We start from the raw sequence: 20,619 nt of genomic DNA on the forward strand, positions 1-20,619 counted from the left end.
GCCCGCATAATCGAAAGTGGTATTCCGACCGAAGCGCTGCTGGCGCAGATCGCGGTGGCCAAATATGCCGACGGCCTGCCGCTCTATCGCCAGGAAGCGATTTATGCGCGCGATCGCGTCGAGATCGACCGTACGCAGATGGCGCAGTGGATGGGCAAGATCGGCTTCGAGCTCGAACCTTTGGCCGAGCATATCCTGGCCCGTATCAAGCAAGGCGAGCGGATCTTCGCCGACGAAACGACCCTCCCGACGCTGGCGCCAGGGTCCGGCAAGACCAAGACGGCCTATCTTTGGGCTTATGTTCGCGATGACCGTCCCTTCGGCGGCAGCGGACCGCCCATGGTTGCCTATCGTTTTGAAGACAGCCGCGCCGGCGACTGCGTTGCCCGGCACATGGACGGCTATCGCGGCATTCTGCAAGTCGACGGTTACGCGGCCTACAATCGGGTAGCCCGCTCCGATCGGGGCAATGACGGCGCGACACTTGCGGCATGCTGGAGCCACGTGCGGCGCAAGTTCTATGAGCTGCACACTGCTGGCTCCTCCATCATCGCATCGCAGACGGTGGAGCTGATGGCTCCGCTGTGGTCCGTCGAGGAGAAGGTGCGTAGCCAGGAGCCGGTTGCCCGAATGTCGGCGCGTCAGGAGACGTCCGCTGCCATCGTCACCGCACTGTTTGCTTTGTGGGAAAAGGAATTGCCGAAGTTGTCGGGCAAATCGAAGCCTGCAGAGGCGATCCGCTATGCGCTCAACCGGCGCACCGCGCTTGAGCGCTTCCTTGCTGACGGTCGCATCGAAATCGACTCCAACACCGTCGAACGGGCCATCAGGCCGCAAACAATTACGAGAAAAAATAGCCTCTTCGCCGGCAGCGACGGTGGCGGACGGACATGGGCAACTATCGCCACCCTTCTGACCACGGCGAAAATGAACCAGCTTGATCCCCACGCCTGGCTCACACAGACCCTCGAGCGCATCGCCAACGGTTGGCCCAATAGCGACATCGGCGCTCTCATGCCCTGGAACTACAAGAGCTGAACGGCCGCAGCTTCGCGCTTACGCTTAAGCTCATATGGACTTCGTTCAAAAATAAGAAATTTCTTTTGCTGTAAGTTTTCATTGGCGCCATTTCGAAAGCCAACATCAATGCCATATTCGAATGGCATGTTCATTCTGAAATAGTCGCCTGCAGCGTCTGCACGACATCTCGACAAGTCGTGAATTGAATACTGAGAGCCGCGAATCATTCCAACTATTTTTTCAAGTCGATTTTCGCCAGCTTCTAGCCTCTCGTTTGCTAGGCGAGGCACAAACCCAAAATAAGTTATGCAAAAGAGCGCAGCCTCTAAAAGAGGGGCATAGGTGTCATCGAAAGGGCAGTTAATGAAAACGGACCTTTCGAATGGTGGATCAGCACGCATCACCCTTTTGGGGGGAAAGGATCGCGACCATAAGAATTACGTTCACGAATTCTGCCGTCCTTACCGTGTATGTAGAGTTCGGTGCCCTGTTTGCGCGCCCTACTTCTGGCGTTTTCGATTGCCTCTTGTTGGGTAGCAAAAGTCTTACTCGCACGCTGCGCGCCGGCTGTGCGAACGCTCCACTTCCCACCATTTGGAACTACGTGCTGGCCCTTCTTCGACATCGAAAGTGCTCCGAGTTTGCGCCATTCTAAGATATATATATGCCTTGCTGACCAATAGTGCTAGCCGTTGGTTAGGTTGCAAACAGCTAGAAAATTTGTTGACTGCATCCCCCTCACTCATGCCTCAGCGCCTCAATCGGATTGAGCCTTGCCGCACGCCGCGTGTGGAAAAACCCGAACAAGATGCCGACGGCCGCTGAAAAGGCAAAGGCGATGATGACGATTTTCCAGTCGAGCATGAAGGGGATGTTCATGGTGCTGGAGGCGAGCAGGGCGAGGCCGAGGCCGCCGAGGATGCCGACGATGCCGCCGAACATGGACAAGACCACCGCCTCCACCAGGAACTGCATCAGCACCTGGGATGCCTGGGCGCAGACGAGTGATCCTTTCTGACTTAGCCTCATCCCTCCAAAACCACATCGCCTTGATCCTTTCCGCTCCCATGACCTAAGGTCAAACAAAAGGTCCCGGCCGTCGAAAGCCTAAATCTGCTTGTCTTGCGATTTATACTTCTCGCCGGCCGCTGACCTTGGCGGTCCGGCGCGCGCCAGCGTCTGACTTGGGGGAGTTGGGAAATGCAGGCCATCTTGACGGGTGTAGCGGGACGGGTTCTCAAGGCCATCGGCTGGCTCGGGCTTTGTTTGTTCGCCGGCTTGATGATCGTTTCCCAGGTGCAGGCGGCGGAAAACCTGTGGCGGGAAAAGAAATACGGCATCGTGCTGGAATATGGCGCGGACTGGAAACCCCTGGCGCTCAAGGATCCGTTCCTGCTGGCGCTCGAGGCCAAGGGCGTTTACGACGACGATTACCCCTACCATCAGCGGCTCCTGCTGCGCCGGCTTCCCGGCGCGCCGGGCAAGGAGCTGGGCAGCGACGAGATTGCCCGGTTCCAGGCAAACTGGAAGGCGGCCGGCGGCAAGGTGCGCAAGGAAGGCCGGGCCAATATCGGCTGGGCGCCCGCCTATTATATCGACGGCTACGCCATGGACGGCCAGCAGCCCGTCGACGTGTTTCATTACTACGTCAAGCAGGACGGCTTCGTGTCGTTCTTCATGGCCACGTCGCCGACCGATGCGGACTTCAAGACCTACATGGGCCACCAGGGCTTCGGCGGCCTGAAGAGCGTCATCGGCAGCATCCGCATCAAGGGTTATTACCCGCCCCAGCCTGCGGACGCGGCCGGGTGGGGCATGGACGGCGTGTACCGGCTCACGCCCCCGGCCGGCTGGAAGGTCGTTTCCAAGGACGACAGTTCGATCAGCTACGGCTCCGACGACTGGCTGTCGCGGGTGACGATCTTCACCCGGAAATGGGACCCGGACTGGGACAAGTTCAAGGACGATCCGGACAACAAATCCTTTGCCAACGAACTGCCGGGAACGCTCGGGCTCTACACCTTCATGCCCGGCACCTTCGACCCGAAGTCGGGCATGGTGAAGCAGGGCGATGTCACCATCGGCGGAACCCGGTTCAGGGCCGAATGGGGTGTCCACAGGGCGGGCAATCAGCCGCTCAGGCGTCAGATCATGCATGCGCAGATCGCGGACAAGCTGGTGGTGATCCGCGTGCAGGACCGGGCGCCTGTGGGTCGGGCGTTTCCGGGCAGGGACCTGCTGGGCAATCTTGTCTGGACCGCCGGCGCGGCCGCCCAGACGGCCGACGGCCTGCCGCCGTTCATCCCCATGAAGAACTGGCAGGAGGCGCGCCAGCGTTCCATCGGCCTGTCCACCCGGGCCTGCAAGGGCGATGCGGGCGCCTACAAGGAACTCAAACGCAGGGCGGCCGTGGAAAACGGGGCGACCGACCAGGTGTCGCTGGCCTGGCTGCTCGCCTGGAACAAGAGCTGCAAATTCTACACCGGCGACAAGGTCAGGAACCACGAGCTGACCCGGCAGGCGGCCAAGGCCGGCTATCCGCTGGCCATGTCGAATTACGGCCTGCAGCTCATTCGCGGGATCGGCACGGACAAGGATCCGAAGACCGGCGTGGTCTACGTGCTGCGCGCCTTCGAGGGCGGCCATCCCGATGCCGCCGCCTTCCTGGCCCAGGAACTGATCAGCGGCGAATACCTGCCGCAGCGGCTGGACCGGGCGAAGGAGCTGATCGCCCGCGCCGAACGGGCCGGCGCGCCTGCGCAGCTGCTCGACAAGACCAAGAAGCAATACCAGGCAGCGCTCACCGCCAAGGCGACCCCGCCGCAGGTCAACACGGAAGCCTGGGTCGACGCCGGCGAGGAGGGCAAGATCCACGTCCGCACCATGACCGGCAACGAGGTTTCGGTCGCGTTCTCGCCGAACGAGACGGTTGCGGGGCTTAAGGCGAAGATTGCAGACGATCTCGGCGTTGCGGCAGGAAGCCAGCGGCTGTTCCACAACAAGAAGGAACTGGCCGACAGCAACAAGCTGTCCTCATACGGCATCAAGGGCGGCGACAGGATCTTCATGATGATCAAGCTGAACTAGGTCAGATATTTCCGCTTGAGGGGGAGGGTGGTTCCAGATGAGAGACAAGATCGGCGGGTTTTTGATCCTGTTCGGATTGCTTATCGTCGGCATGGGGTTTTGGGAGGCGTTCTTCGAGGACACCGGCGAGGCCTGGAAGACCATGCTGACCGGCGGCGTCATCGTGGCAACCGGCCACTGGATCGTGGTCGGGGGGCTGTCGCTGTTTTCCAGGCGCGCGCCTGCGGGCGCCGAGGCGGCTGTCGAAGGTGCGACCTTCGAAGCCCCGATTTCCGAGGCCACGGCCGAAACGGCGCCCTCCGGGCCGGCGGAAAAACGGTTCACCATCGTCCAGACCGGCGACGACGACGTGCTCGACCGCGTTGCCGACCTTCTTGCAGGCGACGACCGCATCACCGACGTCGTCGAGGAGGGCGGCCGCTGGTATTCGGTGCCCGACCGCGACGACCTGCCGGAATGGTTCGCGCTCAGGGTCTATTGCCAGGTCGACGACCTCGACGCGTTCATGGAGGAGATCGACCGGCTGATCGAGGACCGCCTCGGCAGCAAGTCCGCCGCAAAGGTCCGGGTCGATCATTATTAGGGCGCGGGCGGACCCCGAGTCTCAATCATGGTGTTGGCTTCGGAACGATAATCCAACCGGGAAGCAAGGGTTTGACATGGGTGATTCAGACTGGACTCTGGTGGATACCGATCCGCGAACCGGCCGCGAAATCTATACCAGGCCGGATGGCTTTACCCACACGGGCAACAACGAAGGCACCATGAGCAGCGACATCGAGGTGCGCGACCCGGACGGCCGCGTGGTCGTGTCCTCATGGTTCGAGACGGAATGGGAATATTACGGCGCGATCCGGGCCCGCTTCGACGACGACGGGCGCACCCTCGTCGTCAGCGGCACCGACGGCACCTCCGAACGCGTGCCGATCCCCGACCCGGCATGACATGTCCTGTCATGCCGGGTCTTTTCATGTAACGGGCGCGTGCGAACCCTATGCGCTTCGCATCGTTTCCATGAACTTCGCCACCTCGGCCCTCAGCTGATCCGATTGCGTCGACAGGCCGTTCGCGGACGAAAGAACATGGGCGGCGGTTGTGCCTGCGTCTTCCGTTGCCTTGCTGACGCCGGTGATGTTTTCCGAAACGGCCTGGGTGCCCTGGAAGGCCTCGTGCACGTTTCTGGAAATCTCCTGGGTTGCGGAGTCCTGCTGCCGGACGGCCGATGCGATCGCCGTGCCGGTCGTGTTGATCTTGTCGATGATTTCGGTGATCTGGCCGATAGAGAGCACGGCCTCCTCGGTGGCGGACTGGATCAGTCCGATCTGCTGGGAGATCTCCGCCGTCGCATTGGCGGTCTGACCGGCGAGCGCCTTGACCTCCGAGGCAACGACGGCGAACCCGCGGCCGGCTTCGCCCGCGCGCGCCGCCTCGATGGTCGCGTTCAGCGCCAGCAGGTTCGTCTGGTCCGCGATATCGCTGATCAGGCTCACGATGTCGCCCACCTTTTGCGCGGTCTCCGCCAGCGCCTCGACCTTGGTGTTCGTCATGGAGGTGCCCCGGACCGCTTCCTCCGTCATCTGGTGCGAGTCTGCGGCCTGACGGGAAATCTCCTGGATCGATGCCGCAAGCTCTTCGGTCGCACTCGCCACGGAGCGGACATTGGCGGTCGCCTGTTCGGCGGCGGCGGAAACGGCGACGGCCTGCGACGAGGTTTCCTCGGTAGCCGCGGACACGGTTTCGGATGCCTGGCGCAGGCTTTCGGCAGACGAGGCCACGGCATCGACGATCCCGCCGACCGACGTGTTGAATTTCGCCGCCAGGTCTTCCAGCGTCTCGCGGCGCTTCTTCTCGCCGGCGTCGAGGTAGACGCCGATTGCGATATGCATGTCGAACATAGCGGCCTTGGTGATGGCGGCCTGCAGCTCGGCAAGCCGCTCCAGATTGCCTTTCCCCAGCGGCCCGGTCCGGATCTTGCGGGCGATCTCCTGGTTCACCCGGGACAGAAGAAAGCTGTAGCCGCCGATATAGGAGCGCGTGTCCAGTCCGATCCGGTGATGGGTCTCGCCGCCGCGGATGACGGATGCGAAATAGGTCTGGTCGAACGACCCGCTGGATATGAGTTCCCAGTGCTGGATCTGCCGGCTCTTGGCCTGGCTCATGTGGTTCGAACTGGAAAAGAACCGGCTCATGGCCTCATAGTCGGCAATATGTTCGTAGAATTCATCGAGAACGCCCTTGAGCACGTCCAGAATGAGCGTCTTGTTTTCGCGGAGAACTGCGCAGGTGTCGCTGTCTATCCGGTAAAAACCGAGATGTTCAGAGAAATCGCTGTCATTCTGCAATGAACAACCCTCCTATTGTACATGGTTCGCAGCTTTGTCAGGTGACACTGCGTAATGAGATGGGAGAGTTAAAGCTGAACTGCGCAGGTTTTGCTCCCTGCAAAATTGTAGGGATCTTAAATATATTTTTTTATTTTATTAACTCTATTTTAGCGAGTTGATTTCTTGAATTTCTGTTTGGAGACGATTTCCGGTGGGCGACACGGCGAAAGATGCCGTAGAGGACGGATTGTCGATCCCGGGCGCATTCGAAAGCCGGCTCACTATCGGCCGCAAGCCGTCCCGGCCGGCTCTGGCCGCCCCGTCGGCTGTCACTCTGAGGCCGTTCGCCGGAATTACATCGGAAACTGGAAAAATATATTCTATTTCATATATATTGAATGTTTCGCGAAAATTGAATTATAGTTCCTTTGGGTAAATCGCGTCCGGGGGCTGACGCGGCCCTTGGAATCCCAAAATCTTGGCAATGGCAGGCATCGACATATTCCACGATTGCATCGACGCTTTTTACGATGCAGCGATAGACCGTGAGAAGTGGCCGCTTGCACTGGAGAATTTCAGGCGCGAGCTCGGCTATGATCTGGTGGCGCTCGGCTCGATCGAAAGGGGGCCGTCCGACCACAAACTGCTGTATGCCGGCGATTGCGATGACGGGTTCTGGTCCGATTTCGAGAGTTCCTACCGGTATCTTCATCCGCTGAACGACTATATTGAAAAGTATAAGCCCAACGTCTTTTTCGACCGGTTGTTCGCTTCGGGCGAGGTGATCGCGAAAAGTGAGTTTTATAATTGGCTGGATAAGAAAGGCCTCAAGTATTACCTGGGGGCGAAGCTCAATCGGCTAAACGATGACCGGCACATGGTGCTCTCCTTCCGCCGGTCCGCTTCGCGCGGACCTGCAACGGAAGACGAAATCGATAAACTGGCCATCGCGCGGAAACACATTGAGCGCGCGTTGTTGTTCTCCGGTATTGCCAGGCCGGCCGAGACACAGAAACGCTCGATAGATGAATTGCTGGATCTTTCGCCGATCGGGATGGCGGCGATCTCCGCAGATGGCCGCGTCACGAAAACGAATTCATCGTTTGAAAACCTGATTCGTCATTACGCCGACGTGGAGGTGCGCGGGGGGCGCCCCCTGTTTGCCAGACGCGCCCTGCAAACGGAATTCGACGCCAAGCTGAACGCGGTTGTCAAAGCCCGGAAAGACGGAGCCGGGCTGCAAAGTGAACAGCTCTTTTTTCACAGTGAAACGGGCAATTCGCTGATCGGAATATTGCTCCATCCGATCTCCCGGCGGTCGGCGTTCGAATTGAGCTCGGACGACGCGGTGATGATGGTCGTCCAGAGTTCGAGGAATTTCAGCCAGTCCGCCCTCGAGGCGTTTTCGGCGAATTTCGGGCTGACCGACGCGGAGACAAGCCTTCTGAAAGCATTGCTCCAGGAAGCAGCGCTGGACGACTATGCCGAAGAAAACGGCATCTCCATCGGCACCGTCCGCTGGCACATGCAGAATGTCCTGAAGAAGACCGGGACACGCAACCAGACGCATCTGGTGCGAATGATGTCGGCAATGTCCTTTTTCAGGATCTGACCTGCCGGGCATGTCGGCCAGCGGCCGTTTCCTCCCAGCGTCCGGGAACCCTTGAGCGCGCGCCTACTCGTGCCTGAGCGCCTCGATCGGATCGAGCCTTGCTGCCCGCCGTGCCGGAAAGAAGCCGAACAGGATGCCGACGGCAGCCGAAAAGGCGAAGGCGATGACCACGATTTTCCAGTCGAGCATGAAGGGGATGTTCATGGTGCTGGAGGCAAGCAGCGCCAGGCCGAGGCCGGAGAGGATGCCGACGATGCCGCCGAACATGGAGAGCACCACCGCCTCCACCAGGAACTGCATCAGCACCTGGGACGCCTGGGCGCCGATGGCGAGACGGATGCCGATCTCCCGGGTGCGTTCGGTGACCGACACCAGCATGATGTTCATGATGCCGATGCCGCCGACGAGCAGGCTGACGCCGGCGACGGCACCCAGAAGCGCGGTCATCATGGCTGTGGTCGAGGTCAGCGTCTGGGCGATCTGCTTCATGTCGCGCACGCTGAAATCGTCTTCCTCGTTGCCGGTGATGCCGCGCCGCTCGCGCAAGAGGCGCTCGATGTCCTGCTGGACTTTTGATGTCTCGACCCCGTCCTGGGCGGAGACGTAGATGGTGGAGATGTTGGTGTTGCCGGCGATGCGCCGCTGAAAGGTCCGAAGCGGCATCAGGATGACATCGTCCCGATCGGTGCCGAAACTCGACTGCCCCTTGGCTTCCAGGAGGCCGATCACCTCGCAGGAAACCTTGTTCACCCTGACCCTCTGGCCGATGGGAAAGGCCGGGCCGAAGAGCTCGTCGCGCACGGTTGCGCCGATCAGGCAGACCGCCCGTCCGCCGCGGATCTCGCCGCCCAGGAATTCACGCCCGGCCGAGAGCGGCCAGTCCTGGGAGATGAAGAAGTCGTTGTCGCTGCCGATGATGCTGGTAGCGCGGCTTTCCGTGCCGACAATGGCCGTGCCCGAGGTCTGGGCCACAGGGGCAACGGCCTTGACCCCGCGCAGCTGGGCCTTGAGCGCGGCGACGTCCTTGGCGGTGAACGCCCTGGCTTCCGCGCTGGAGCGGCCGGGTCCGAACTGGCCGGGGCGGACGAACAGGAGGTTGCTGCCGAGCTTGGAGAGATCGTCGGCGACCTTGACCGTGGTGCCGTTGCCGATGGTCACCATGGCGATCACCGCGCCGACGCCGATGACGATGCCGAGCACGGTCAGGAACGACCGGAGCGCGTTGCGCCGGAGCGCCTGGAGGGCGAGGCGGAAGGTTTCCCAAAGCATCAGGCCGGCTCCCGCTTCTTGCCGTCGGTCCTGATCCGGCCGTCGGAGAACTGGACGATCCGGTGGGCGTAGGCCGCCATTTCCGCTTCATGGGTGACCATGATCACGGTGATGCCTTCCTCCTCGTTGAGCGCCTTCAGAAGCTCCATGATTTCCAGGCTCATCTTCGTGTCGAGGTTGCCGGTCGGCTCGTCCGCCAGAAGCACCTTGGGCGAGGTGACGATGGCGCGCGCGATCGCGACGCGCTGCTGCTGGCCGCCCGACAATTCGCTCGGAAAATGATGCTCGCGGCCCTTGAGGCCCACATGCGCCAGCGCGCGCATGGCAAGGCGCCGCCGCTCGGTTGACCTGGTGCCGCGATAGATCAGCGGCAGTTCCACATTCTCCACGGCACTTGAGCGCGCGAGCAGGTTGAAGCCCTGGAAGACGAAGCCGAGATAATGCCGGCGCAACAGGGCGCGCTGGTCGCGGTTGAGCCTGCCGACGTCCACGGTCTTGAACAGATAGGTGCCGCTGGTCGGCGTATCGAGGCAGCCGAGGATGTTCATGGCCGTCGACTTGCCCGAGCCGGACGCGCCCATGATGGCGACGAATTCGCCCTGGTTGATCGTCAGGTCGATGCCGTCGAGCGCGCGCACTTCCGCCATGCCGGCTCCGTAGATCTTGGCGACGTTCTTCAGCCGCATCACCGGCTGAGGAGAGGGAGGAGGGGCAGCCGCGTTCATGACTTAACCGGCGGCCTGTGCATCGACGATGATCCGGTCGCCGGCGGCAATGTCGCCCTTCACGATCCGGGTCCGGCTGCCGTCCGTAATCCCGATGGTCACCGGAACCGGAATCGCCTTGCCGTCGCGCAGCACCCAGATCTCGCGCTCCGTGCCGGTCTGCTCCGGCCGGCTCGCCTGGCCGAAGCGCGGCGGGTGGGGCAGGAGCCGCTGCAGGAAGCTGCGGTTGTCCTTCACCGGGGTCGCCTTCGGCGGGATGTAGCGCAGGGCCTCGTTGGAAACGGTCAGGACGCCGTCTTCCTCCTGCACCTTGATTTCCGCGGTCGCGGTCATGCCGGGCCGGAGCAGCAGTTCGGAATTGTCGGTGGTCAGCACCGCCTTGTATGTGACCACGCCCTGGACGATCTCCGAACCGAAGCGGAGTTCCCGGATCACCGCGTCGAACTGCCGGTCCGGATAGGCATCCACTGTAAAGACGGCGGTCTGGCCTTCCTCGACCTTGCCCACATCGGCCTCGTCCACGTCGACCTGCACCTCCATCTTCTTGAGATCCTCGGCGATGGTGAACAGCACGGGGGCCTGGAGCGAGGCGGCGACCACCTGTCCCGGATCCACGTCGCGGCTGAGCACCACGCCGTCGATGGGCGAGCAGATGCAGGATTTCTTCAGGTCGGTCTCGTGGACCCGCAACTCGGCCCGGGCGGCGGTCACGTCGGCCTTGGCGCTTTCAAGGGCGGCCAGCGCCCGGTCATGGGCGGCGCGCGCGGTCTGGAGTTCAAGGGTGGAAATGATCTTCCGCTCCTCCAGCGAGACCTTGCGCTTGTAGTCCTCTTCCTTCTCCACCACGGTCGCTTCGGCTTCCGTCACCCGGGCAATCGCGGCGTTCAGCTTGGCCCTGGAGCTTTCCACGGTTGCCTTGAGTTTGTCGGTGTCCAGCTCGGCCAGCATCTGCCCGACCTTGACCTGCGAATTGTAATCCACCGCGACGGTGCGGATGATGCCGGACAGCTCGCTGGAAATCTCCACCTTGTTGGTCGGTTCCACCGTGCCGGTCGCCGTCACCAGAACGATGATGTCGCCCGTGGAAGACGCATTGGTGGTGTAGGTCAGGCCGTCGGACTTGTCGCCGGCGCCGAAATACTCATAGGTGCCAAAACCGATGCCGGCCGCGATTGCGGCCAGGATGGTCCATTTCAGCACCCGTTTCGCTCGAGAGCCGGCCGTCTGCCTCACTCCGAGGACAGTCTCGATGTCCTCGTCGCTATCGGATCGCGTGTTCTTGTCGAGCATGGCGCCGTCCGCTGTTGGTCTTGTCGCTACGATATAGTGGCCGGAGTTTGCGGCAGCCATGAGATTAGTCAAATAGTATTGCAGTGCGAAGAGAGCCTGCGCGAAAGGGGGCGCACGGTCGCGGAGGCAACACTGGTTATGGTGCTCGCCTCACTCTCCGTTGTCATCCTGGCCGGAGCGGAAGCGGAGAGCCGGGACCCACTCGTTTCCAGAGCCATTGTTCTTCTGACCAAAGCTGCGGCAAGTGGCTCCGCGAGTAGGCCCCGGCTCGAGGCCGGGGTGACGGTTGTGGGTGGGGCAGGGCCATGCCCCTTCCGCCACGACCGCCAATAAAAAACGCGGCCGCCGATGGCAGCCGCGTCGAAATTCGTCAACAAATACCGGAATAGTTCGCTCAGTCGGCTTCGTCGGCGGGGGCCGCCTGGAGCAGGCCGTAGCGTTCGATGCCGATCTTTTCCAGGAGTTCCAGCTGGGTCTCGAGGAAGTCGATGTGGCCTTCCTCGTCGGACAGCAGTTGTTCGAAAAGCTGCATGGAGACGTAGTCGCCTTCCTCGCGGCAGATTTCGCGCGACTTGGCGTAGGATTCGCGGGCGTCGTATTCGCCGGCGAGGTCGCATTCCAGCACTTCCTTGATGTTCTGGCCGATGCGCAGCGGCGAGACCTTCTGCAGGTTCGGGTGGCCTTCCAGGAAGATGATGCGGTCGACGAGCTTGTCGGCGTGTTCCATTTCCTCGATGGATTCGGCGCGTTCCTTCTTGGCCATGCGGGCATAGCCCCAGTCGTCCAGGAGGCGGTAATGCAGCCAGTACTGGTTGATGGCGCCGAGCTCCAGGAACAGGGCTTCGTTCAGCCGGTCGATAACTTTCTGATTGCCTTTCATGGCGATGGCCTCTCCGGTCGTTAGGTCTTAGATGCCTGTGTCTGGAACAATCCAGACGTGCGCGTCCAGTTCAGGCAGAACCTAACAAGCTATAATTCGTAATGAAATCGGAAAATACGTTTTCACAGTGACGCTGCGGAACCTGCGCGGGTCAGCGGAAGTGCGGGCCGTGGCTCCAGCAGGTCAGGGAATAGCGTGAGCCGCGCGTTACGGGCACGACCCGGTGCAGCATGAAGCTGGCGAACAGGGTGGCCGACCCCAGATCCCGGGGCGAAACCTTCGCTGTTCCGCCCAGCGAAATCTCCAGGTCTCCGCCCTCGTATGTGTCCGGGTCCGACAACTGGGTGACGATGGTGAGCTTGCGGTAACGGGCGATCGGGCCGTCGCCGATATCCGAATGCCAGTCGTAATGCCCTTCGTCGGTCTCGTCATAGGCGGCGACCTGGAGCCGTTCCTTGAATTCGGTGATATCGAAGGAGAACGTGTCCCGGTTGGCGCGGGCCACCGCATCGACGATCCGGTCCATCACCCAGGCCGCCGTCCCCTGGTCGTCGAGCCAGGAAATCTCCGCGCGGCGGATGTTGTCGTGACGGGTGCCGCCCACCAGTCCGCCCCGCTTCTGCCGGCCGTCTTCGCTCAGGCGGATGATCTCTGCCGCCTCGGATTTCGAAAACAGGTTTGCGATCGAATGCGTGAACATATGGGTCCATCGAAAGGGTTGATCGAGAGATCGCAAGAACGCCCAAAATCACCCGTTTGCAACGCGAAAATCGCGGTGATTTTCGCTTTCCCGGCGAAACGATCAGATCGATTTGTTCTCCTGAAGCTAAAGTCCGGCGGCAATCGCCTTGCGCATCACGGTCGGCAGGGCCTCGCCATCCAGCTCTGAGGGCGGCGACCACCAGCAATTCTGCGGGATCGGCGTGTCGGCCGGGTGCGTGGCCCGGTAAACCGTGAGCTCCAGGTGAAAGTGGGTAAACGTGTGCCGGACGACGCCCGGACGAGCTTTCCAGTCTCCGGAGAAAGGTGCGTGATCATGTCCGTTCGAAGTCGCGAAATCCTCGCTCCACTCCGATCCGGGCACCTCGCTCATGCCGCCGAGCAGGCCCTTGGGTGGGCGCCGGCGCAGGAGAACGGCGCCGTCATTGCTCCTGACCGCGACGAAAGCGGCCCCGCGCCGGGTCGGCTTTTCCTTTTTCGGCGCCTTCACCGGCAGCGTTTCCGCCAGGCCGGATTTCCGGGCCGCGCAAGGTTCGCTCCACGGACACAGGCTGCAGGTCGGTCGCTTCGGTGTGCAAAGGGTCGCGCCGAGGTCCATGACGGCCTGGGCGAAGTCCCCGGGCCGGTCTTCCGGCGTCAGTTCCGCCATCGCTGCCCGGATGGCGGGCTTGGAGCCGGGCAGCGGGTCTTTGATTTCATAAAGGCGGCTGACGACCCGTTCGACATTTCCGTCCACGACCGCCGCCTTGCGGTCGAACGCGATGGTGGAAATCGCGGCTGCGGTATAGGGCCCGATGCCGGGCAGGGCGACAAGCGCGTCCTCGTCTTCCGGAAACCGCCCGCCGTGGTGGTGGGAGACATGTTCGGCGCATTTCTTCAGGTTGCGGGCGCGGGAATAATATCCGAGCCCCGCCCACGCTTTCATGACGTCCTCGTCGGCGGCATCCGCGAGCGCATGCACGTCCGGCCAGAGCCGAGTAAACTTGAGAAAATAATCCTTTACGGCCTGCACGGTGGTTTGCTGCAGCATGATTTCCGACAGCCAGACCTGGTAGGGATCGGGCACGACCCCGGCCCTGCGGTCGTCCGGGGAAACCCGCCAGGGGAGTTTCCGGGCATGCCGGTCGTACCAGTCAAGAAGTGTTTGGGATGTCGGTTTAGAATTCATGGCTCAAAGGTGTTACTTTCCAAAATGTTTGCAAGCGACGACTTGGAAAGTCTGGGGAAAACGAAGGGATAACACTGTGCGCATTTGTAGAATCCCGGAAATGTCTTCGTTTCGTCGCAATCCTGCATAAGTATGATGACGTAAGGGCATGTAATGTTTCGCCCGGTGTGTTGAGGAGTAAAACCATTTCGACCGTGTCCGCCAGAGAAAAGGCCAAAGGACGAAATGCGGCCAAACCGCTTGCCGATCTGGTCGGCAAGGCGATGACACCTGCGTGCCGCAAACGCGGTTTTGCCTCCGTGGACATCCTTGCCTCATGGCCTGACATCGTCGGCGAACGCTATGGCGAACGGGTGCAGCCGGAGCGGCTGATCTGGCCGCGCCAGCCCGAAGAGGCGGTTCTGGCGGATGATGCTGCGCCCAAACCGGCTACCCTTGTCGTGCACACCGACGGCCCCACGGCCCTGATGCTCTCCCACGAGATGCCGCAGATCATCGAGCGGATCAATGCGTTTTACGGCTGGGCTGCCGTCGGGCGGATCAAGATCGTTCAGCGGCCGGTTGCAGCGCGCGCCCATCCGCGCCGCAAGGTCTTGCCCCCGCTGACCGGCGCGGAAGAGAAGAAGCTCGACGACAAGCTCTCCGGCTTCGAGCATGACGGCCTGCGAAACGCTCTGAAGAAACTGGGATCCCAGGTCATCGCGCGGGAAAAGGCATCCAAATGAAGTTCTGCCGGGCCTCGGCCGTCACCTCGTCGTGATCGCGGCGGGGACGCTTGCCCCTTGCGTCTTCCCCCTTGCTGCCACAATTGACCGTTTGAGTTGACTGCGCCTGCGCGAGCGGGCACATCAAGGGGCAATCCGGAGGATCTCCGGTTTTGCGATCGAACATTGGACGGGACCACGAACGTGACACTTTCTCGCAGACAATTACTCCAGGCCGCCTCCGGCCTCGCCTTGACTATCGGCATTATGGGCCTGCCGGCCCTGGCGCAAGCTGCCGAAACTGTCGATATCGACGAACTGATGAAGCCGAGCCCGCTTGGCGACAAGGTTCTGGGCTCCGAGGACGCACCGGTCACGATCGTCGAATATGCCTCCATGACCTGCGGTCACTGCGCCCATTTCGATGAGGTCACCTTTCCGGAGCTGAAGTCCCGGTATATCGAGACCGGCAAGGTGCGGTACATCTTCCGCGAGTACCCGCTCAACCAGCCGGCCTACGCCATGTCCATGCTGGCCCGCTGCATGCCGGCGGACAAATATTTCGATGGTGTCGAGATCATGTTCGAACAGCTCCGCTCCGGCGCTTTGAGCGGAACTTTCCTGCCCGCCCTGACGAAATTGTCGAAGCAGATCGGATTTACACAGGAGTCCTTCGAGGAATGCTTGACAAACCAGAAGCTGCTTGACGCACTGGAGGCTGAAAAAACGCGGGCCACCAACGAATTCGGTGTTAAGGCGACGCCGACGTTCTTTATCAACGGTGAAAAGCATTCGGGAGCGCTGTCGATTGAGGAAATGGGCAAGATCATCGACGAGAAGATGTAAGCCGCTGGACACTGTCCAGCGGTCGATGATCGCACGCCCTTTTTCTGAAACCAACGCGTCGGCGCAGCGCTTGAGAAAGCGGGTGCGCCGATGAAGTTTTCCAAGCTCCGCGTCGTCGGTTTCAAATCCTTCGTCGAGCCGATGGACTTCATCATCGGGGAAGGCCTGACCGGCGTGGTCGGGCCCAACGGCTGCGGCAAGTCCAACCTCGTCGAGGCCCTGCGCTGGGTCATGGGCGAGAATTCCTACAAGAACATGCGCGCATCCGGCATGGATGACGTGATCTTCTCCGGCAGCCTGAACCGGCCGGCCCGCAATACCGCCGAAGTCACCCTTTACCTGGACAATCAGGAGCGTACCGCACCGGCTGCCTTCAACGATGCCGACACGCTGGAGGTCAGCCGCCGGATCGAGCGCGAGGCAGGCTCGAACTACAAGATCAACGCCAAGGAAGTCCGCGCGCGCGACGTCCAGCTTCTCTTCGCTGACGCCTCCACCGGCGCCCGCTCTCCGGCGATGGTGCGTCAGGGGCAGATCGGGGAATTGATATCCGCAAAGCCGACCTCCCGCCGGATGATCCTGGAGGAGGCCGCCGGGATTTCCGGTCTGCACAGCCGCCGTCACGAGGCGGAAATCCGCCTGCGCGCGGCGGAGCAGAACCTGGAGCGCCTGGAAGACGTTCTCGTCCAGATCGATGCCCAGCTCGACAACCTGAGGCGCCAGTCCCGCCAGGCGTCGCGCTACCGCAACCTGTCATCCGAAATCCGCGCGGCCGAAGCCTCTATCCTTTACCTGCGCTGGACGGAAGCCCGCGACGCGCTTGCCGAGGCCGAGCGTCAGTTTGCCGAGGCGCAGCGCGAGGTCCGGGAAGTCACCGCCGTTCAGGCGGAAAGCGCCCGTGTTCAGGCGATCGCCGCCCACAAGCTGCCGGAACTGCGCGACGCCTCCGCCAAGGCGGGTGCCGTCCTGCAGCGGCTGATCATTGCGCGCAACGATCTGGACGCCGAGGAGCGCCGGGTCAAGGAACGCCTGCAGGATCTGGAACGGCGTCTGGCGCAACTCGCCGAAGATGTGGTCCGCGAGGAGCGGATGGTCTCGGAAAACGACGAGGTCCTGGAGCGCCTGACTGAGGAACGGGCCGAACTTCTGGAAGAAAACGAGACGGTCCAGGAGCGGTCGGAACTTGCCGGCGAAAAGGTCATGGAAGCCGAACAGCGGGTGCAGGAGAGCGAGGCCGCGCTGACGGAACTCACCGCCGCGTCGGCGCAGGCCAACGCCGAACGCCAGCAGCTGGAACGCCGCGTGGCGGAATCGCGCCAGCGCGCCGAGCGGCTTGCCGCACAGGCGGCCGAAGCGCAGCAGGCGCTTGCGGCGGTCAACTCGGAAATGGCCGGTGTCGACGGTATTTCCGAACGCCGGGAAGCGGTCGAGCTTGCCGAGGAAACCCTGCTGCAGGCCGAAGCCACGGTCGAGGAAGCCGAAGCCCGGACGGCAGCGGCCCGCGACGCGGAACAGGAGGCGCGGCGGCCGCTGACGGAGGCACAGCAGACGCTATCCAGCTATGAGACCGAGGCGCGCACCCTGGAGAAGATCGTCAACGTCTCCTTCGGCGGCGAATGGCCGCCGGTGGTGGAAGAACTGAAGGTCGCACCCGGGCTCGAAACGGCACTGGGTGCCGCCATGGGCGAAGACCTGGACGCGCCCGTTGCCGCGGACGCACCGGTCCATTGGGGCGAGGCGCCCGACGGTTCGAACGATCCGGCCCTGCCTGCGGGCGCGCGGCCGCTGATTGATGAGGTCGAGGCGCCCAGGGCCCTGGCCCGGCGGCTTGCGCAGATCGGCGTTGTCGACCGTGCAGATGGCCCGCGCCTGCAAAAGGATCTGAAGCCCGGACAGCGGCTGGTTTCGAAAGAAGGCGATCTCTGGCGCTGGGATGGTTTTGTCGTTGGGGCCGATGCGCCGACGCCGGCCGCCCAGCGGCTCGCCCAGAAAAACCGCCTTGCCGAACTGGCCGACAAGATCGAAGTCGCGGCCCGTGCCGTCGAGGACCGGAAAGAGGCCCTGGAACAGGCAAGCGCATTTGGCCGGCAGGCGGTGGAAGCCGAGCAGGCCGCGAGGGGACAGGTGCGGGAAACCCAACGCCAGTTGACGGCCGCCCGTGACGCGCTGGCCGCCGCGGAACGCGCGCTGTCCCAGCTGGCCGCCCGCAAGGCCGCCGCTGAAGAGCGCTGCGAGCGCCTGGCCGAGGAAACGGTCGAAGCCCGAGAGATTCTCACCGAATGCGAGGAGCGGCTGGCCGAGGCGCCGTCCGTTGACGGGTTCCAGGACGAGATCGCGAAGCTTCAGGGCGAGGTCGCAACCACCCGTGCGGCCCTGGCGGAAGCCCGCGCCGTTGCAGAGGGCCTGGCGCGAGACCGGCAGATGCGCGACCGCCGCCTGGAGGCGATCGCACGCGAATATGACAGCTGGAAAACCCGTGCGGCGAATGCCGTGCAGCAGATCACCGTCCTGAAGGAACGCCGCCGGGAGGCGGAGGATGAATGGGCGGAACTGGTCGATGCGCCGGAGGAAATCGAACTCAAGCGCCGGGAGATTTTTTCCGCGATTTCAAAAGCCGAAGAAGACAAGAAGGCGCGGGACGACGAATTGCAGCGCGCCGAATCCGACCTGGCGGAAGTGGACCGGCTGGCCAAGTCCGCCCTGGAAGGGCTGTCGTCTGCCCGCGAGCACCAGGTTCGTGCCGAAGAGCGGCTGCAGGCTGCCCGGGACCGCAAAACCAATCTGGAACAGCGGATCGACGAGGATCTGGAAGTCCCGGTCTCCGCCCTGCCGGAGATTGCCGGACTGAAGGACGGCGCGCCGTTGCCCGATCCGGACGCGATGGAACGCAAGCACGAACGGCTCAAGGCGGAGCGGGAGCGTCTCGGCGGCGTCAACCTGCGCGCCGAGGAGGAACTTACCGAAATCGACGAGCAGAAGACCACGCTGACCACGGAACGGGACGACCTCGTCGAGGCGATTCGCCGCCTCAGGACCGGCATATCGAACCTGAACCGGGAAGCGCGGGAGCGGCTGCTGGCCTCCTTCGAGGTGGTCAACGACCACTTCCAGCGCCTGTTCACCCACCTGTTCGGCGGCGGCACCGCGGAGCTGCAACTTGTCGATTCCGACGATCCGCTCGACGCCGGCCTGGAAATCATCGCCCGCCCGCCGGGCAAGAAGCCGCAGACCATGACCCTTCTGTCCGGCGGCGAGCAGGCCCTGACGGCGATGGCCCTGATCTTCGCCGTCTTCCTGACGAATCCCGCGCCGATCTGCGTCCTCGATGAGGTCGACGCGCCGCTTGATGATGCGAATGTGGAGCGTTATTGCGATCTCCTGGACGAGATGTCGCGGCGGACGGATACCCGGTTCGTGGTCATTACCCACAATCCGATCACCATGGCGCGGATGAACCGCCTGTTCGGTGTGACCATGGCTGAAAGGGGCGTTTCCCAGCTGGTTTCGGTGGACCTGGAAACCGCCGAACGATTCCGCGAGGCGGGCTAACAGGGGCCAAACCGTGTGCATTGCGCAACGGGCCTATTCGACTTAGGTTTGGTCGAAACGTCTCATGACGAAGAAAATTATTATAATTCAGGTATTTAGTCCTTTTTCCGGCCTTCTTGACAGGGCATTGGGCGCCGATTATGGTGCGCGCGGCTTTAGGGGGCTTTCTGCCTAACGGATCTAAACCGTCGAGGGGTGTCGGAGACTGTAATGAACGGCTCTTCGCAAGACGACGATGGAACGGATCCGCTGGAGGGTGCCTCCGAGTCGGGTCTGTCGAAGCGGCGGGCTCAACTGGACCGCAAGCTGAAGGACTTGCATGTGGCCGAGCAGGCCGCCGTGCAGAAGTCCCACAGAAGCGCCACCGGTTATGCGCAGGCAGTGAAGATTTCCTCGGAATTCATCGCTGGCGTGCTGGTTGGTGCCGGGATCGGTTGGGTGGCTGACGAGTGGTTGGGGACATCGCCGTTCGGGTTGATCGTCTTTCTTCTTCTCGGTTTTGCGGCAGGGGTCCTGAACGTCATGCGCTCGGCCGGATTGGTCACCAGCCAGGACGAACAGATCTCGAAGCAGAAATCGCGCAAAGACGGTCCCTGAATGAATTCACCGCGCTTCATGCGCGCCCCGAAGTGAACAGATGAAGAAGGCTGACCGGTGTCGAACGATCCGATCCACCAGTTCCAGATCCAGAAGATTTTCCCGATCGAAGTCGGGGGCATGGATTTCTCATTCACCAATTCTTCGCTGTTCATGGGTTTGACCGTGGCAGCGGCGTCCGCATTCCTGATCTTCTCGACCAGCGGCCGCGGCCTCGTGCCGACGCGGATGCAGTCGGTTGCGGAAATGGCCTACGAATTCGTGGCCAGTATGCTGAGGGACGCGGCGGGTACCGATGGTATGCGCTTCTTCCCGATGGTGTTCTCGATCTTCATGTTCGTGCTTTTCGGGAACCTGTTCGGGATGTTCCCGTACTTCTTCACCATCACGAGCCACATTATCGTGACCTTTGCGCTGGCCATGCTGGTGATCCTGACAGTGGTCATCTACGGCTTCATGCGCAACGGAATGAAATTCCTGAAGCTGTTCGTGCCGAGCGGTGTTCCAGGAGCGCTGATACCGCTGGTGACGGCGATCGAGATCATCTCCTTCCTGTCCCGCCCGATCAGCCTGTCCGTCCGTCTTTTCGCAAACATGCTGGCCGGACACATCACGCTTAAGGTTTTCTCGGGCTTCGTCGTAAGCCTGGGTGCATTGGGAGCTGCCGGCGTTGCCGGTGCCGTTCTCCCGCTCGGAATGACGGTTGCCCTGACGGCGCTTGAGTTCCTGGTTGCGTTCCTGCAGGCCTACGTCTTCACGGTCCTGACCTGCATGTATCTCAACGACGCACTTCATCCATCCCACTAAGTTCAAGAATCACGCGGTCAT

At 62.0% G+C, this 20,619-nt stretch carries 19 protein-coding genes and 1 pseudogene; 10 read left to right on the top strand and 10 right to left on the bottom strand.

Annotated features, from left to right (window positions below; genetic code table 11):
• Window positions 1–1,038 (top strand): IS66 family transposase (tnpC, locus tag HK439_RS14845; RefSeq protein WP_190292309.1); only part of this gene is annotated, 1,038 nt, incomplete at its 5' end.
• Here tnpC and HK439_RS14850 read toward each other — a convergent pair.
• The 3 genes and pseudogenes from HK439_RS14850 to HK439_RS14860 all read right to left on the bottom strand — a co-directional run.
• Window positions 1,026–1,421, bottom strand: coding sequence for a hypothetical protein (locus HK439_RS14850; protein WP_190292310.1), 396 nt, complete (start codon window positions 1,419–1,421; stop codon window positions 1,026–1,028). The genes tnpC and HK439_RS14850 overlap by 13 nt on opposite strands.
• The gene (locus tag HK439_RS14855) at window positions 1,421–1,645 is read right to left on the bottom strand and encodes a DUF2188 domain-containing protein (protein ID WP_190292311.1); all 225 of its coding nucleotides are present in this window, start codon (window positions 1,643–1,645) and stop codon (window positions 1,421–1,423) included. The genes HK439_RS14850 and HK439_RS14855 overlap by 1 nt, the downstream gene beginning before the upstream one ends.
• Before the next feature lie 113 nt (window positions 1,646–1,758).
• Window positions 1,759–2,052, bottom strand: a pseudogene (locus HK439_RS14860) (ABC transporter permease); the annotation flags it as partial.
• Window positions 2,053–2,220: 168 nt separating this feature from the next.
• Between HK439_RS14860 and HK439_RS14865 the strand changes: the two are divergent.
• The 3 genes from HK439_RS14865 to HK439_RS14875 all read left to right on the top strand — a co-directional run bounded on the left by HK439_RS14865 (window position 2,221) and on the right by HK439_RS14875 (window position 5,051).
• On the top strand, window positions 2,221–4,107 hold the full coding sequence (locus HK439_RS14865; RefSeq protein WP_190292313.1) for a ubiquitin-like protein: 1,887 nt from the start codon (window positions 2,221–2,223) through the stop codon (window positions 4,105–4,107).
• A gap of 37 nt (window positions 4,108–4,144) precedes the next feature.
• A complete protein-coding gene (locus tag HK439_RS14870) occupies window positions 4,145–4,690 on the top strand; it encodes a hypothetical protein (protein WP_190292314.1) in 546 nt (181 codons plus the stop codon).
• Between the two features lie 76 nt (window positions 4,691–4,766).
• Window positions 4,767–5,051 (top strand): hypothetical protein, encoded by a 285-nt coding sequence (locus HK439_RS14875; RefSeq protein ID WP_190292315.1) that lies wholly within the window; start codon window positions 4,767–4,769, stop codon window positions 5,049–5,051.
• Between the two features lie 48 nt (window positions 5,052–5,099).
• Here HK439_RS14875 and HK439_RS14880 read toward each other — a convergent pair whose 3' ends face one another.
• Window positions 5,100–6,449 (bottom strand): globin-coupled sensor protein, encoded by a 1,350-nt coding sequence (locus HK439_RS14880; protein WP_190292316.1) that lies wholly within the window; start codon window positions 6,447–6,449, stop codon window positions 5,100–5,102.
• 466 nt (window positions 6,450–6,915) lie between these two features.
• Between HK439_RS14880 and HK439_RS14885 the strand changes: the two genes are divergently transcribed.
• Window positions 6,916–8,043: a helix-turn-helix transcriptional regulator gene (locus HK439_RS14885; protein ID WP_190292317.1), complete on the top strand. Its 1,128-nt coding sequence runs from the start codon at window positions 6,916–6,918 to the stop codon at window positions 8,041–8,043.
• 63 nt (window positions 8,044–8,106) lie between these two features.
• Here HK439_RS14885 and HK439_RS14890 read toward each other — a convergent pair whose 3' ends face one another.
• The 6 genes from HK439_RS14890 to mutY all read right to left on the bottom strand — a co-directional run bounded on the left by HK439_RS14890 (window position 8,107) and on the right by mutY (window position 14,095).
• The gene (locus tag HK439_RS14890) at window positions 8,107–9,312 is read right to left on the bottom strand and encodes an ABC transporter permease (protein WP_190292318.1); all 1,206 of its coding nucleotides are present in this window, start codon (window positions 9,310–9,312) and stop codon (window positions 8,107–8,109) included.
• Window positions 9,312–9,998, bottom strand: coding sequence for an ABC transporter ATP-binding protein (locus tag HK439_RS14895; protein WP_235987920.1), 687 nt, complete (start codon window positions 9,996–9,998; stop codon window positions 9,312–9,314). Before HK439_RS14895 ends, HK439_RS14890 begins: the two co-directional genes overlap by 1 nt.
• Window positions 9,999–10,040: 42 nt before the next feature.
• A complete protein-coding gene (locus HK439_RS14900; RefSeq protein ID WP_190292320.1) occupies window positions 10,041–11,327 on the bottom strand; it encodes an efflux RND transporter periplasmic adaptor subunit in 1,287 nt (428 codons plus the stop codon).
• Window positions 11,328–11,721: 394 nt separating this feature from the next.
• Window positions 11,722–12,207 carry a bacterioferritin gene (gene bfr, locus HK439_RS14905; protein WP_190292321.1) on the bottom strand — a complete coding sequence of 162 codons (486 nt, stop codon included), beginning with the start codon at window positions 12,205–12,207 and terminating at the stop codon, window positions 11,722–11,724.
• 151 nt (window positions 12,208–12,358) lie between these two features.
• The gene (locus tag HK439_RS14910) at window positions 12,359–12,907 is read right to left on the bottom strand and encodes a 2OG-Fe(II) oxygenase (protein ID WP_190292322.1); all 549 of its coding nucleotides are present in this window, start codon (window positions 12,905–12,907) and stop codon (window positions 12,359–12,361) included.
• A gap of 126 nt (window positions 12,908–13,033) precedes the next feature.
• A complete protein-coding gene (gene mutY, locus HK439_RS14915; protein WP_190292323.1) occupies window positions 13,034–14,095 on the bottom strand; it encodes an A/G-specific adenine glycosylase in 1,062 nt (353 codons plus the stop codon).
• Between the two features lie 194 nt (window positions 14,096–14,289).
• Between mutY and HK439_RS14920 the strand changes: the two genes are divergently transcribed.
• The 5 genes from HK439_RS14920 (at window position 14,290) to HK439_RS14940 (ending at window position 20,598) form a co-directional block, all read left to right on the top strand.
• Window positions 14,290–14,820, top strand: a complete 531-nt coding sequence (locus HK439_RS14920; RefSeq protein ID WP_209011834.1) for a DUF721 domain-containing protein — start codon at window positions 14,290–14,292, stop codon at window positions 14,818–14,820.
• A 183-nt stretch (window positions 14,821–15,003) separates the two neighbouring features.
• A complete protein-coding gene (locus HK439_RS14925; RefSeq protein ID WP_190292324.1) occupies window positions 15,004–15,645 on the top strand; it encodes a DsbA family protein in 642 nt (213 codons plus the stop codon).
• Between the two features lie 90 nt (window positions 15,646–15,735).
• On the top strand, window positions 15,736–19,194 hold the full coding sequence (locus HK439_RS14930; RefSeq protein WP_190292325.1) for a chromosome segregation SMC family protein: 3,459 nt from the start codon (window positions 15,736–15,738) through the stop codon (window positions 19,192–19,194).
• Between the two features lie 210 nt (window positions 19,195–19,404).
• Window positions 19,405–19,791, top strand: a complete 387-nt coding sequence (locus tag HK439_RS14935; protein WP_190292326.1) for an AtpZ/AtpI family protein — start codon at window positions 19,405–19,407, stop codon at window positions 19,789–19,791.
• 57 nt (window positions 19,792–19,848) lie between these two features.
• On the top strand, window positions 19,849–20,598 hold the full coding sequence (locus HK439_RS14940; protein WP_190292327.1) for a F0F1 ATP synthase subunit A: 750 nt from the start codon (window positions 19,849–19,851) through the stop codon (window positions 20,596–20,598).
• Window positions 20,599–20,619: the final 21 nt, after the last annotated feature.

The sequence above is a fragment of the Roseibium aggregatum genome, assembly GCF_014692675.1.
Taxonomy (GTDB): domain Bacteria; phylum Pseudomonadota; class Alphaproteobacteria; order Rhizobiales; family Stappiaceae; genus Roseibium; species Roseibium aggregatum_C.

Bases quoted from the DNA above. Each gene is read 5' to 3' on its own strand.
- HK439_RS14850 (WP_190292310.1), bottom strand. From the start codon at position 1,421: ATGCGTGCTGATCCACCATTCGAAAGGTCCGTTTTCATTAACTGCCCT.
- HK439_RS14855 (WP_190292311.1), bottom strand. From the start codon at position 1,645: ATGTCGAAGAAGGGCCAGCACGTAGTTCCAAATGGTGGGAAGTGGAGC.
- HK439_RS14865 (WP_190292313.1), top strand. From the start codon at position 2,221: ATGCAGGCCATCTTGACGGGTGTAGCGGGACGGGTTCTCAAGGCCATC.
- HK439_RS14870 (WP_190292314.1), top strand. From the start codon at position 4,145: ATGAGAGACAAGATCGGCGGGTTTTTGATCCTGTTCGGATTGCTTATC.
- HK439_RS14875 (WP_190292315.1), top strand. From the start codon at position 4,767: ATGGGTGATTCAGACTGGACTCTGGTGGATACCGATCCGCGAACCGGC.
- HK439_RS14885 (WP_190292317.1), top strand. From the start codon at position 6,916: ATGGCAGGCATCGACATATTCCACGATTGCATCGACGCTTTTTACGAT.
- HK439_RS14890 (WP_190292318.1), bottom strand. From the start codon at position 9,312: ATGCTTTGGGAAACCTTCCGCCTCGCCCTCCAGGCGCTCCGGCGCAAC.
- HK439_RS14895 (WP_235987920.1), bottom strand. From the start codon at position 9,998: ATGCGGCTGAAGAACGTCGCCAAGATCTACGGAGCCGGCATGGCGGAA.
- HK439_RS14900 (WP_190292320.1), bottom strand. From the start codon at position 11,327: ATGCTCGACAAGAACACGCGATCCGATAGCGACGAGGACATCGAGACT.
- bfr (WP_190292321.1), bottom strand. From the start codon at position 12,207: ATGAAAGGCAATCAGAAAGTTATCGACCGGCTGAACGAAGCCCTGTTC.
- HK439_RS14910 (WP_190292322.1), bottom strand. From the start codon at position 12,907: ATGTTCACGCATTCGATCGCAAACCTGTTTTCGAAATCCGAGGCGGCA.
- mutY (WP_190292323.1), bottom strand. From the start codon at position 14,095: ATGAATTCTAAACCGACATCCCAAACACTTCTTGACTGGTACGACCGG.
- HK439_RS14930 (WP_190292325.1), top strand. From the start codon at position 15,736: ATGAAGTTTTCCAAGCTCCGCGTCGTCGGTTTCAAATCCTTCGTCGAG.
- HK439_RS14935 (WP_190292326.1), top strand. From the start codon at position 19,405: ATGAACGGCTCTTCGCAAGACGACGATGGAACGGATCCGCTGGAGGGT.